At 59.0% G+C, this 12888-nt stretch carries 11 protein-coding genes; 6 read left to right on the forward strand and 5 right to left on the reverse strand.

Translation table 11 applies throughout. The features are described 5' to 3' along the window. Nucleotides 1-28 precede the first annotated feature (28 nt). The 3 genes from LOY56_RS02240 to LOY56_RS02250 are packed head-to-tail and all read left to right on the forward strand — an operon-like array spanning nt 29 to nt 2945. Nucleotides 29-913 (forward strand): DUF6625 family protein, encoded by an 885-nt coding sequence (locus tag LOY56_RS02240; protein ID WP_258619349.1) that lies wholly within the window; start codon nt 29-31, stop codon nt 911-913. Then, nucleotides 910-2064, forward strand: coding sequence for a glycosyltransferase family 4 protein (locus LOY56_RS02245; RefSeq protein WP_258619350.1), 1155 nt, complete (start codon nt 910-912; stop codon nt 2062-2064). The genes LOY56_RS02240 and LOY56_RS02245 overlap by 4 nt, the downstream gene beginning before the upstream one ends. Further along, nucleotides 2061-2945, forward strand: a complete 885-nt coding sequence (locus tag LOY56_RS02250) for a glycosyltransferase (protein WP_258619351.1) — start codon at nt 2061-2063, stop codon at nt 2943-2945. The genes LOY56_RS02245 and LOY56_RS02250 overlap by 4 nt, the downstream gene beginning before the upstream one ends. 34 nt (nt 2946-2979) lie before the next feature. Here the strand turns inward: LOY56_RS02250 and LOY56_RS02255 are convergent, their stop codons facing one another. Both LOY56_RS02255 and LOY56_RS02260 read right to left on the reverse strand, forming a co-directional pair. After that, entirely contained in the window at nt 2980-4194 is a 1215-nt protein-coding gene (locus LOY56_RS02255; protein ID WP_258619352.1) for an acyltransferase, read from the reverse strand. Then, nucleotides 4194-5915 carry a bifunctional O-antigen ligase/aminoglycoside phosphotransferase family protein gene (locus LOY56_RS02260; RefSeq protein ID WP_258619353.1) on the reverse strand — a complete coding sequence of 574 codons (1722 nt, stop codon included), beginning with the start codon at nt 5913-5915 and terminating at the stop codon, nt 4194-4196. Before LOY56_RS02260 ends, LOY56_RS02255 begins: the two co-directional genes overlap by 1 nt. An 18-nt stretch (nt 5916-5933) precedes the next feature. Here LOY56_RS02260 and LOY56_RS02265 point away from each other — a divergent pair, with 18 nt between their 5' ends. From LOY56_RS02265 to hldE, 3 genes are all read left to right on the forward strand, one after another. Further along, nucleotides 5934-6182 carry a hypothetical protein gene (locus tag LOY56_RS02265; RefSeq protein WP_258619354.1) on the forward strand — a complete coding sequence of 83 codons (249 nt, stop codon included), beginning with the start codon at nt 5934-5936 and terminating at the stop codon, nt 6180-6182. 33 nt (nt 6183-6215) lie between these two features. Then, nucleotides 6216-8018 (forward strand): lipid A export permease/ATP-binding protein MsbA, encoded by a 1803-nt coding sequence (gene msbA, locus LOY56_RS02270; protein WP_258619355.1) that lies wholly within the window; start codon nt 6216-6218, stop codon nt 8016-8018. A 203-nt stretch (nt 8019-8221) separates the two neighbouring features. Beyond that, a complete protein-coding gene (gene hldE, locus LOY56_RS02275) occupies nt 8222-9643 on the forward strand; it encodes a bifunctional D-glycero-beta-D-manno-heptose-7-phosphate kinase/D-glycero-beta-D-manno-heptose 1-phosphate adenylyltransferase HldE (protein ID WP_258619356.1) in 1422 nt (473 codons plus the stop codon). A gap of 152 nt (nt 9644-9795) precedes the next feature. Here the strand turns inward: hldE and LOY56_RS02280 are convergent, their stop codons facing one another. The 3 genes from LOY56_RS02280 to LOY56_RS02290 are packed head-to-tail and all read right to left on the reverse strand — an operon-like array spanning nt 9796 to nt 12778. Then, nucleotides 9796-10761 (reverse strand): metal ABC transporter ATPase, encoded by a 966-nt coding sequence (locus LOY56_RS02280; RefSeq protein ID WP_258619357.1) that lies wholly within the window; start codon nt 10759-10761, stop codon nt 9796-9798. Nucleotides 10762-10793: 32 nt separating this feature from the next. Further along, nucleotides 10794-11606 carry an aldo/keto reductase gene (locus tag LOY56_RS02285; protein ID WP_258619358.1) on the reverse strand — a complete coding sequence of 271 codons (813 nt, stop codon included), beginning with the start codon at nt 11604-11606 and terminating at the stop codon, nt 10794-10796. Beyond that, complete coding sequence (locus LOY56_RS02290) at nt 11603-12778, reverse strand: FAD-binding oxidoreductase (RefSeq protein ID WP_258619359.1); 1176 nt, start codon at nt 12776-12778, stop codon at nt 11603-11605. The genes LOY56_RS02285 and LOY56_RS02290 overlap by 4 nt, the downstream gene beginning before the upstream one ends. Between the last annotated feature and the right edge of the window lie 110 nt (nt 12779-12888).

Below are 12888 nucleotides of genomic sequence, written 5' to 3' on the forward strand. Positions count from 1 at the left end.
GCGTATTCAAGCAGCAGTGAGTATTTCTGTGATCAATCCATGCCCGCGTATTCTTTTTTTGATCCCGTACTTCGGTCATTGGCCGTTCTGGATGCCGTTTTTCCTTGAGAGTTGCCGACGCAACGCCGATATCGACTGGCTGCTGTTCAGTGACTGCGGTACACCCGAGAATCTGCCGCCCAACGTAACCGTCGAGGCCATGAGCTTCAGCGATTACTGCGCGCTGGTGTCGCGGCGGCTGAATATTGACTTTGCGCCTGATGCCGTCTACAAGCTCTGCGACATCAAGCCCGCGCTGGGGCATATCCATGTCGACCGCCTGCAGGGTTATGATTTCTGGGCGTTCGGCGATATTGATCTGGTGTACGGTGACCTGCGAAGTTATTTCACCGCGGCGCGGCTGGCCGGTTATGACCTGTTCTCTACCCATGAACGACGGGTGGCGGGGCATCTCTGCCTGATGCGCAATACCGCGCGCAAGCGTGAGTTATTCATGCAGATCAAGAACTGGCAGACACGTTTTACCGATCAGGCGCATCACGCGCTGGATGAGGGCGCATTCAGTCGAATCTTCCTCTGGCGCAAGAATTTTCCCGAGCCCTTGTTCTCCTTGATAGGCAAGTTCAATCCGTGGCGTCGCCGCAGCGAATTCACCGAGGCGTTCAGTACCCCGGGTGGTCGTATAAAGTGGCACGACGGTACGGATGACTTTCCGTGTCACTGGTATTGGCGCAATGGCTGTTTGAGTAACGATCGCGATGGCGATCGCCGGTTTCCGTATTTTCATTTCGTCTGCTGGAAACGCAACGAATGGTCACGGTTGCCCCCACCCGACCCGGCCGAGGTCAAGCGCATTGCCGCTGAACCGGCCTGGGTCATCGATGCGACTGGTTTTCACCGGGGAGAGTTATGAGTCAACGGTCAAAGGTTCTGCAATTGCAGCCTGACTACAACGTCAAAACCCATGATTTTGCCGACCTCGCGGAGCAGATCGTGAAGGCCCTGCCAAGCGATCGCTATGAAGTGACCGCGGCGTTCCTGCGCGGCAAGCCCGGGCCTGGCGAAGCGATGAGCCGCGCCGACCGTTCGGTGTATTTCGAGTTTTCCGACAAGTCCCTCAAGGGCATGCGTCTGCGGGCGATGTGGCAGTTGTACAAGTTCTGCCGCGCGGAAAAGTTCGACGTGGTGATTTGTAACCGTTTCAAGCCGGTGAACATGATGTTGACGCTCAACCGTTGGTTGAAAGTTCCGCTGTGCATCGGCATCTCCCATGGTTTCGGCGAGTACGACCGGTTTTACCGGCGCCGCCAGACTCAGCGTCTGATCGATCGTCACTGGCGCTTTGTCGGCGTGTCGCCAGCGGTCAAACAGTACCTGCTCGAGTGTGACTGTGGCTTTACCGACCAGAATACCTATGCGATCACTAACGCCATCGACATTGAGCAGGCAGAAGGTTTACAGCACAGCCGCGAACAGGCTCGCGAGCTGCTGGGCATCGACTCGTCGGTGCGCCTGATCGGTGCATTGGGTCGGTTGGTGCCGGTCAAGGGCCATACCTATCTGTTGCAGGCATTTGCCGCGCTCAAGGACAAATACCCGAACACCCAACTGGCGATCATCGGTGCGGGGCGTGAAGAATCGCGCCTGGCCGGCGAAATCGAACGCTTGGGGCTGACTGGCCGCGCACATTTGCTGGGTTTCAAGGAAAACGCCTTGCAGTATGTTCGTGCGTTTGACATCTGGACCATGCCCTCCCTGGCCGAAGGCTTGGGTCTGGCATTGCTCGAAGGCATGAGCGGCCACTTGCCGGTGATCGCCTCGAATGTGCCGGCCATGCTGCCACTCATTCAGGGCGCGGGCGGTTTGGCGATTACCCCGGCGGACGTGCCGACCTTGGTCGCGGCACTGGATAACTACCTTGGGCTGTCGGACGACGAACTCAAGGCCAAAGGCGAGCAGGCCTATCGTTATCTCCAGGAACAACACGACATCGAGGTGTTCCGTCAGGAATACCTGAACCTGATCGACTCCGGTTTGAGTCAAGCTTGCAAGGAACAACCATGAGCGACTCGCAACCCCTCGTCACGGTCATCATCGCGTCGTACAACCATGGTCGATATATCGAGGAAAGCATTCTCAGTGTCCTCGATCAGACGTATAAAAATATCGAGCTGCTGGTCGTCGATGATGGCTCCAGCGATGACAGCGTCGAGCGGATCAGTGCCCTGCAGGCGCGGCATGGTTTCGATTTCCGGGTTCAACAGAATCAGGGCCTGACCAATACCCTCAACGGCGCCATCGCTCGTTCAAAGGGCAGCCTGATCGTGCCGTTCGGTTCCGACGACATCATGCTGGCGGAGCGTATCGCCACTCAGGTGGCGTACATGGATGGCAAACCCGAGGTCGGGATCTGTGCCGGCAACATCGAGTTGATTGACGCCGACGGCAATCTGTATCCGGAGAAACGTCAGCGCCGCGATGTGCCATTCCGTCGCCTGGATTTCGATGACATGTTCCTGGAGCGCAAACCTTATCCGCCGGCACCGACCCTGATGATCCGTCGCGAAGCCCTGGACAAAGTAGGTGGCTTCGATCCGAATATTCGCCTGGAAGACCTGCTGATCGAGTTGAAGGTCACTCGCGCCGGTTACTTCATCGACGGCCTGAATGTGCTGATGGCGCGCTATCGCAAACACGCCACCAACTCCTACAAGAATCACCGCTTCATGGTCGACAACATCCTGCGCTCCTACGCGCTGTTCAGCGATCATCCGCTGTACGACGAGGTGCGCTACAAGTTCCTCAGTTCGATGTTCCTGAAAACCGCCAATCGCGATCGCAAGCTGGCGCGGGAACTGCTGGCGCAGATACCGTTCAAGGCCTGGAACAAGAAGACCTTGCGCGGTCTGGGGCGCTTGTTTTTTTCGCCGCTGGAAAAGAACTGAAATTGGTGCAGTAGGCGGCGAACATTTTCAAACCTTAACGGGCGGTCTTTTCCACCAGGCTCTTGCCGCCCTTTCGGCGTTGGCGCAGCCACTGCAAGAGGTTCTTGCCGGCGGTCATGCCGGGCTGCTCGATGTACAGGAATGTCAGACTGCTGATGATGATCAACAGGCAGCTGCACAGGGCGAGCAGCGGCAGGAAGGTCCAGGTTTCACGGGCATCCAGCTCAAGCATCAGTGGCAGGCGCTGCATCACTACCCAGAGCACGAAACCATGCAGCAGGTAAGTGCTGTAGCTGATTTCTCCGAGCCAGCGGATGCTGCGCGGTTTCAGGGCGCCAAACAGCGTGTTGCCAGACGCCACGATCACAAAAAATAATGAAAGCAGCAACGGCATCGGGCGGAATGTGCGGTTGAATGCCGTAAATGTAATCGCCAGGGCCAGCAAGGCGATGATGCCGGCCAATCGTGTCTGGCTCCAGGCGACCAGGTGTGGTCGGCGAATCCAGTACGCGGCGCCAATGCCGCCCAAAAAACTGGCCAGGTAGTGCTTTTTCAGTGAATGCTCCCAGCCGACCAACTGATACAGGGTGTAGATACCCATCAGGCACAGCGCCATTTGTAGCCTGTTACCGCGATAGATGAACACCATGGCGGCCAGTGGCAAGGCCAGATAGAAAAACACTTCGTAGCTCAGCGTCCAGGTGACGTTGGCAATCAGCATTCCGGTCTGTGGGTATTGGTTGACGTCCGGTCGGTCGAAGGTCAGCCAGGCCAGCGTCTGGCCAAGCAACTGAGTAATCGGTTCCTTGAGTTCCCAGTCCTGCTGGTAGAACACGGTGACGAATACGATCAGCATCAGCGGCAAATACAGCGGATAGAGACGAAACAGCCGCGATACCGCAAAGGCCAGCCAGTCGTGTTGACGGCCCTGGGTAAGCAGTCGGCCCCAGAACAGAAAACCGGTGATCATGAAAAACAGCGCAACGCTGCCCTGGCCCAGCTGTGAGTAGAAATTGCTCGGCGGAAATTCGATCACGCCGGTCCGCAGGAAAATCCAGGTAATGATCGAGTGGTGCACGAATACGCCGAACGCCAGATACCCGCGTAGGCCATCGATGCTGGCATAGCGGTTCTCGCCGGAGTACTTGAGGTGTCGGGCGATGTTCGGAACGGCGCGCAACAACAGAGCGGCGGTGACGATGGCCAGCAGATAGGCTGCCAGTGCAATAAGCGGGTTGGTATCGGTCATTAATGAGCCCGGACCGGATGACTCCCCGCCAGTACTTGCCTGTACAGATTGTCAACGGCGGCTTTCGACGCCGTTACGGCGTATCCCTGCAGTAGCGCGTCAAAATGATCCTCGAACAGCCAGCGTCGATCCTCGGTGTAACGCTGCATATGGCGCAGATTGCGCTGGCGCAGGGACAGGCTCAGCGATGATGGATAGATGCGCATATCCGCCAGATCGATCAGGCCGAATTCTCCGTCGTTCAGTACCAGTACATTGCCCAGGTGCAGCGAACGAAAATAGACACCTTGCTCATGCAGCTGCGCCATGAATTTGCCAAAACGCTCAACCAGCGCCTGACGCACCGCGGGGGCGGTAATGCCTTGAAGCACCTGCCGCAAGGTGCTGCCTGGCAGAGGCGAATAGTGCACGGCGCTGCTGCCGTCATTGAGGCGGTAGAGGTCCAGAATCCGAGGGGTCGGGATCCCCCTGTTGCATAATTGCTCGCTGTTGACGGCAAAACGTTCGGAATAGGGGTTGAAGCTGCCCGAGGTGTACCAGCGACGGCGCCGGAATAGCTTGAGGAAGCTGCCATCGACCAGGCGCAGGACTTTGGGGCCCAGGCCGTCTTCTTCGATCACCTGGGCGCCGGCAGTCAGCGCTTGCAGGGCTGGCGGGGTCAGCGTCTTGACTGGCATCGCCAACAGGCGCCGGGCTCGCTGGTTGATGCTCAGTGCGGCAATCAGTGCCAGTGGAATCCACAGCAGAAACCAGTGTTCCTTGGGTCGGGAAATAATTCCGCCGCCTTCGGTCAGACCTGCCCCGATGCCGAACACCAGCCAGGTCGAGGCTGTGATGAACAGCGGTTGCAGGCGATTCCGCCAGCTGTTCAGCAAGCCCCAGGCCTGGAAGAACAGCCATGGCAGCAAGCCGAAAATGCCGACGTAATAAAGTACACCCAAGGCGAAGCTGTGAGGCTCTTGCAAGGTGTAACCAATGCCGGGATCGAGGGTCAGGCTGGCGTTATAGCCATGACCGATCCATGGGTGATCGGCAATTTTGTGCAGGGCCAACTGCCAGATTTCGAATCGATAGGAATCGCCGCGCTCGATGATCATTTTTGAAAACATCACGGCAACCGCCGCGCTGCTAATAACCAAGGTCCCCAGCAATACGAAAGAACGACGGTTCCAGCAAATGAAGCTCAGCCAAAAGGCCGCCAGTGTCAACGCAACCAGCGGCGTTCTGGACCCGGTGGCGATCACCGCGGCGAACATGATCACCATCGCCGGAATGCTCAACCAGAGCACCTGGCGACGCTTGCTGGTCATACTCAGGCTCAGCCAATAGGTGCAAAAGAAACCGAATACGTGGGAGCTGAGCAGCGGATTATCGAATGCGCCGCCTCCGATCAAACGCATGCCTGGCTCGTAGAGACGGGCAAACATGAACAAGTTGTAGACCGAAGCAAGCAGCCCGACTATTGCGGCGCTGAATAGCAGGGGCTGAACGATGTCGCCGCGGTAGCGCACCAGCAGGTAGCAGCCGACGACCAGCATCAGGGTATGCAAGGAGGGCTTGAACTGACGCATGACGCTATGCTCCATCGGCGGCCCCCAGCTCAGGCTGAGCAAGGCCCAGGCGGCGAACAGCAGCATCGCGATGAAGATCGGTTCACGCAGCATTTCTTTGAAGTCACGGGAGCGCAGGCACAGGGCGATCAGCGCTGGAATGCTGAACAAGCCATAAAAAAGCTTGTGATGCAGACTGCGGCCCGGCAGAAAGAACATCGCACACAGAAGCAGGAAATAGCCGAGTGGAAGAATCCAGAGGCAAATGAAATCGAAGACTCGATTGGACGTGCTGTTGAAACCACTGAGTTGCATGCTGAGAGATTCAATCCTGAAGTTGATCGGCCATTTCTGGGCGATGGCTATTTGATGCTGAATGCAGCGCTTAACAATAACAGCCTTTATGCGATTGCCAGAACCCTGAAGAAGCTGTGCTAAAGTCGGCGTCCTTTTTATCGACATTCGCGTGATATGACCGACTCCAGTCTCGCCGCAAGCCCATCGAGCTTGAAAATCTACTTCCGCCTGCTCGGCTATGTCCGGCCGTACATCAGTCTGTTCCTGATCAGCATTGTCGGTTTTCTGATTTTCGCTTCGACCCAGCCAATGCTCGGCTACATCCTCAAGTACTTCGTCGACGGCCTGTCCAACCCCGAAGCGGTACTATTTCCAAGCGTGCCCTACTTGCGTGATCTGCAACTGCTGCAGGCGGTGCCCTTGCTGATCATCCTGATCGCCGCATGGCAGGGTCTGGGATCTTATCTGGGCAACTACTTCCTGGCCAAGGTTTCCCTCGGATTGGTTCACGATTTGCGTGTGCAGTTGTTCAATAACCTGCTGGTTTTGCCCAACCGCTACTTCGACAAGCATAACTCGGGTCATCTGATTTCACGCATCACCTTCAATGTGACCATGGTCACGGGGGCGGCAACAGATGCGATCAAGGTCGTAATCCGTGAAGGCATGACGGTGATTTTCCTGTTCGCCTCGCTGCTGTTCATGAATTGGCGCCTGACGCTGGTCATGGTTGCGATCCTGCCGTTAATCGCCCTGATGGTACGCACCGCCAGCAAAAAATTCCGCAAGCAGAGCAAGAAAATCCAGGCCGCCATGGGGGACGTGACCCACGTGGCTTCGGAAACCATTCAAGGCTATCGCGTGGTGCGCAGCTTCGGCGGCGAAGTCTACGAGCAGAAGCGCTTCCTTAACGCCAGCCAGGGCAATACCGACAAACAACTGCGCATGACCCGTACCGGCGCCATCTATACGCCGCTGCTGCAACTGGTGATCTACAGCGCCATGGCGGTGCTGATGTTTCTGGTGCTATTTCTGCGCGGTGATGCGTCTGCCGGTGACATGGTGGCCTATATCACTCTGGCGGGCCTGCTGCCCAAACCGATCCGTCAGTTGTCGGAAGTCAGTTCGACCATCCAGAAAGGTGTGGCGGGTGCCGAGAGCATCTTCGAACAGCTGGATGTCGAGCCCGAACTCGATACCGGCACCGTCGAGCGCGATGCTGTCAGCGGTCGGCTGGATGTGCGTCACTTGAGTTTCACCTATCCGGGCACCGAGCGTCAGGTACTCGATGACATCAGTTTCTCGGTAGAGCCGGGGCAAATGGTGGCATTGGTGGGGCGTTCGGGCAGTGGCAAGTCAACCCTGGCCAACCTGATTCCGCGCTTCTATCACCACGACAAGGGCGAAATCCTGATCGATGGCGTTGAAGTGGAGCAGTACAGACTGCTGAACCTGCGCAAGCACATTGCCCAGGTGACCCAGCATGTGACGTTGTTCAGCGACACGGTAGCCAACAACATTGCGTATGGCGATCTGGCTGGGGCACCCCGCGAAAACATCGAGAAAGCAGCAAGAGACGCCTACGCGATGGACTTCATTGCGCAGTTGCCCGAAGGCCTGGACACTCAGGTCGGCGAAAACGGCGTGTTGCTGTCCGGCGGTCAGCGCCAGCGTCTGGCGATTGCCCGGGCCCTGCTGAAGAACGCGCCGTTGCTGATCCTCGACGAAGCCACTTCGGCCCTCGATACCGAGTCCGAGCGGCATATTCAGGCCGCGCTGGATCAAGTCATGAAAGGCCGGACCACCCTGGTGATTGCTCACCGACTGTCGACGATCGAGAAGGCTGACCTGATTCTGGTCATGGATCAGGGCCACATTGTCGAACGTGGCACCCATGCCGAGCTTCTGGCGCAGAACGGCTACTACGCCCGCCTGAATGCCATGGGCCTTGATGCCCCGGCCGAAGACATCGCCTGACCCCGATGCGAGGGTGAGCCTGGCTCGCCCTCGCGTTCACCGGCGTGCAATGCGTACGGTGTTTGAATCAGGGCCTCACGAATTTCTTGATCAATAAATGAGCAAAAACGCCAGCTGATTCATCCCGTTGCAGCCGTCACGCAAGCCAGCGCCAACCCTGTGTTAATATCGCGCCCCTGTTCATTTTGTATGTGGGTTGCTCCATGAAGTTGTCCATGCCGCGATTCGATCAAGCCCCTGTCTTGGTGGTCGGCGATGTCATGCTCGACCGTTACTGGCATGGTGGTACCTCACGGATTTCCCCTGAGGCGCCGGTACCGGTAGTCAAAGTCGAGCACATCGAGGACCGCCCGGGCGGTGCCGCCAACGTTGCCCTGAACATTGCCGCGCTTGGTGCGCCAGCCTCGCTGGTTGGCGTCACCGGCGACGATGAGGCAGCCGATAGCCTGGTCAATAGCCTCAAGGGCGCCGGCGTGCGGGCGTTGTTCCAGCGCATCGCGCACCAGCCGACCATCGTCAAGTTGCGAGTGATGAGCCGTCACCAGCAATTGCTGCGTATCGACTTTGAAGAACCTTTCTCCACCGACGCCCTGGCGCTGGGTGAGCAGGTCGACGAGTTGCTCGAAGGCATCAAGGTGCTGGTGCTGTCCGACTACGGCAAAGGCGCGCTGAAAAACCATCAGGTGCTGATCCAGGCCGCCCGTGCCCGTGGCATTCCGGTGCTGGCCGATCCCAAGGGCAAGGATTTCTCGATCTACCGTGGCGCGAGCCTGATCACGCCGAACCTCAGCGAATTCGAAACCATCGTCGGCGGTTGCGCCGATGAGCACGAACTGGTGAGCAAGGGCGCGCAGTTGATGCACGACCTCGACCTCGGAGCGTTGCTGGTGACCCGTGGCGAGCACGGCATGACGTTGCTGCGTCCGGATCATCCCGCACTGCACCTGCCGGCCCGTGCCCGTGAAGTGTTCGATGTGACCGGCGCCGGTGACACGGTGATTTCTACCTTGGCGGCGGCGATCGCCGCAGGCGAAGAACTGCCCCACGCGGTGGCCCTGGCCAATCTGGCGGCGGGCATCGTCGTTGGCAAACTCGGTACGGCGGCCATCAGTGCCCCGGAATTGCGTCGTGCTATCCAGCGCGAAGAAGGTTCCGAGCGTGGTGTGTTGGGGCTGGAACAGCTGTTGTTGGCGGTCGACGACGCGCGTGCGCACAACGAGAAGATCGTCTTCACCAATGGCTGCTTCGACATCCTGCATGCTGGCCACGTGACCTACCTTGAACAGGCGCGTGCCCAAGGCGATCGTCTGATCGTGGCGGTCAATGACGATGCGTCGGTGAGCCGCTTGAAAGGGCCGGGTCGTCCGATCAACAGCGTCGATCGTCGCATGGCCGTACTGGCTGGTCTGGGTGCAGTGGATTGGGTGATCAGCTTCCCTGAAGGCACACCGGAAAACCTGTTGCGCGAGGTCAAGCCGGACGTACTGGTCAAGGGCGGCGATTATGGGATCGATCAGGTGGTCGGTGCAGACATCGTCACGGCTTATGGCGGGACGGTGAAAGTGTTGGGGCTGGTGGAAAACAGCTCGACCACGGCGATTGTCGAGAAAATCCGCAATCACTGAAACGGCGCGGTCACTGTGGCGAGGGAGCTTGCTCCCGCTGGGTCGCGAAGCGGCCCCAAAGCCATAGACCGCAGTTTTTCAGACTGATCGCGCGCGAGTTTTACGACTGCTGCGCAGCCGAACGGGAGCAAGCTCCCTCGCCACAGGTTTCCTTATCGTGCGGCCTTGCGCGGCACGATTCTTTTCAGCAGTTGCTTTGCTTTTCCGTGCAGGCGGGCCAAACCGGAATCCTTCCCGGGCGGGCTCAACCCCTGTTGCCGCACCCAATCCTTCCAGCGAATCCGCTCATCCTTCACCAGCCAGCCTTCCTGCCGGGCAAAACTCTCCGCCAGATACAACCCGCGGGTGCTCGCCGGATACAGCTGATCCTTTTTCAAGGTATACAGCTCGGCCATTGGCTGGCCATCCTGCAGTGGCATCAAGTACAAATCGGGACGTTTACGATCGAGCCGGGCCACCAGTTGATCGCCTTCCAATCGTTCATCAACATGAAACAGGCTCAGGGATTTGGCTTCCTTGGGCACCTCCAGTCGCAAGTCGTAGATCAGTTGCAGCGACGCCGTCGGCAAATGCACATACGCCTGCGGACGCTCGATCAGCGGCATGTTGGCACAGCGCACCGGCCGCGCCGAGCCGGACAACGGCGTCAGGCGAAACGGCAGGGCTTCGCGGTAATGCAAGGCGGCCGAGTAGGGCGATGGCAGCCACGTGTCGTTGAAGCGCCCACTGAGCCAGCCTTCCGGGGTTTCCAGCAGGCATTCTTCGGCAATTTCCTGGGTCGCCGTGTGCAACGGCAGGTTCAGTTCATGGGCCGGCACATAACCCGAGATCAGCTTGAGGACCACATCGCCGCGGTCCTGCCGACGCTGACGCACCAACACCCAGTAATCGCGATTCTGCCAATGCAGGGTCAGGCGCACTGAAACCCCAAGATTCGCCAGCTCCAGGGCAAACCGCTCACTGTCGGCCACCGTCACCGGGCGGCGACGCTGCAAAGTCTGGGAGAAATTCAATGGCATCCCGACGCTCTGGTAACTCAGGCCTTCGGGAGTCGCTTCGACGAATAACGGGAGGGTCTTGAAGTTGCTCGGGTTCTTTCTAATCAGCGTACGCGGCATGTCGGCTCCTGCTTAAGGCCGCGTGGGCGGCATCAATGGCTGCGAAGGACCTGGGCAGCGGTCGCGACGTTGTGGGCGAGGTGCAGCGGATTGATGGTCCCGACAATAGCACTGGCCACACCCGGGTGTTCAAACAACAACTCGAAGCTGGCGCGCACCGGGTCCACGCCGGGGCTCAGGCAGACATGACCACTGGCCAAGGCTTTTTTGACCAGGATCGCTTTGCCGTGAGCAGCAGCATAGTCAATGACTGGCTTCTCGTTCTGTTCGTTCAGATTGTAGGTGACCATCGCGCAATCACCTTGTTCCAGAGCCTTCAAGCCGCCTTCGACGGTTTTGCCGGAAAAACCGAAACCGCGAATCTTGCCTTCGCGCTTGAGCTCGGCAAGGGTGACATAGACCTCGCTGTCATTGAGGATCGCCAGGTCATTGCCGTCGGAATGCACCAACACCAGATCGATAACATCCGTTTCCAGACGTTGCAGGCTGCGCTCCACCGACAGGCGAGTATGGGCAGCGCTGAAATCATGACGCGACTGGCCGTCGGCAAACTCTTCGCCAACCTTGCTGACGATCACCCAGTCCTGACGTTGACCCCGCAGCAACGGGCCAAGACGTTCTTCGCTACGGCCATAGGCTGGTGCGGTGTCGATCAGGTTGATGCCCAGGTCGCGCGCGAGTTTGAGCAGCATGCGTGCTTCGTCATCGCCGGGAATCTTGAAGCCGTTGGGGTATTTCACCCCTTGATCGCGACCGAGTTTTACCGTGCCCAGGCCTAGTGGCGAAACCAGCAGGCCGGTGCTGCCCAAAGGGCGATGCAGGTCGTGCAGGGTCGGTTGGCTCATGGCAGCAGTTGCTCCCAGGCAGGGACACCTATCGGTGGTTTTGGCAATTGCGGCAACGGCGCGGGATGGCTCGGCTGAATGCCGTCGCGTTGCAGAGAGGCGAAGACACGATCGGCGAAGTCCGGCGCGAGGGCCAGTTTGGTCGGCCAACCTGCCAGCAGGCGACCCTGCTCGGCGATGAAGGCGTTGTCCGGGCGGGTCAGGCCCGATTGCAGGGGTTCGGCGCGGTCGACCCGCAAAGTCGCCCACTGCGCGCTGCTCAGGTCAATCCATGGCAGCAGATTGCCGAGTTCTTTTTGCGCGACGGCGATCTGTGCTGCCGGATCGCGGGCCACGCCTTCGGCTTCGGCGATGTCGCCACCCAGGTACCAGACCCACTGGCCATCGGTGGCAGGGTGAGTCGTTACGGTGACGCGCGGCTTCGGCCCGCCACCCAGGCAATGGGCGTACAGCGGTTTGATGCCTGGACCTTTGACCATGATCATGTGCACGGGTCGGCGCTGCATGGCGGGCTGGCTCAGGCCCAGTGCCGTGAGCAGGTCGGCGGTGCCGGCACCGGCGCTGAGGACGATGCGCTGGGCGCGAATCTCGCGTTCGTCGACGTTCAAACCGACCAGTTCGCCATTTTCCAGCAGCGGTTCGATGTGCTGACCGGCCAGAAGACTGTCACCGGCCAGATCAGCCAAGCGCTGGATGACGCTCGGCACGTCGACTACCAGTTCCGCCAGGCGATAGACCTTGCCCTTGAAACGTTTGTCTTGCAGGGCCGGCGGCAGTTGCTCGCCTTTGACTTGGTCGACACGCCCGCGCACGGCCTTGCTGGCGAAAAAACTGGTGAGATTGCCGGCGAGGGTGCCGGGGGACCACAGGTAGTGGGCATCAGACAGCACACGTACGCCCGACAGGTCCACCTCGCCATCGCCGGCCAGGGCTTCACGCCAGCGACGCGGCATATCGGCGATGGCTTCGGAGGCACCGGTCAGGGCACCGTGCAGCGCGTACTTGGCGCCGCCGTGGATGATGCCTTGGGACTTCAGGCTCTGCCCGCCGCCGAGGCTGGCGCTTTCCACCAGCACAGTCGAAAAGCCCTGGCGGCGTAAGCGTGCATTCAGCCAGAGGCCGGCGACACCAGCGCCGACAATCAGAATGTCGGTGGAAATAACAGATGGCATGCAGCGACCTCAGTGTTCAAGACGAGGGCGCAGTATACAGACTCGATGCAGAGGGGATTTGTTGGTGATCAATAGAGAGGATGCAAAACCTGTGGCGAGGGAGCCTACTC

This window comes from Pseudomonas sp. B21-048, assembly GCF_024748615.1.
Taxonomy (GTDB): Bacteria; Pseudomonadota; Gammaproteobacteria; order Pseudomonadales; family Pseudomonadaceae; genus Aquipseudomonas.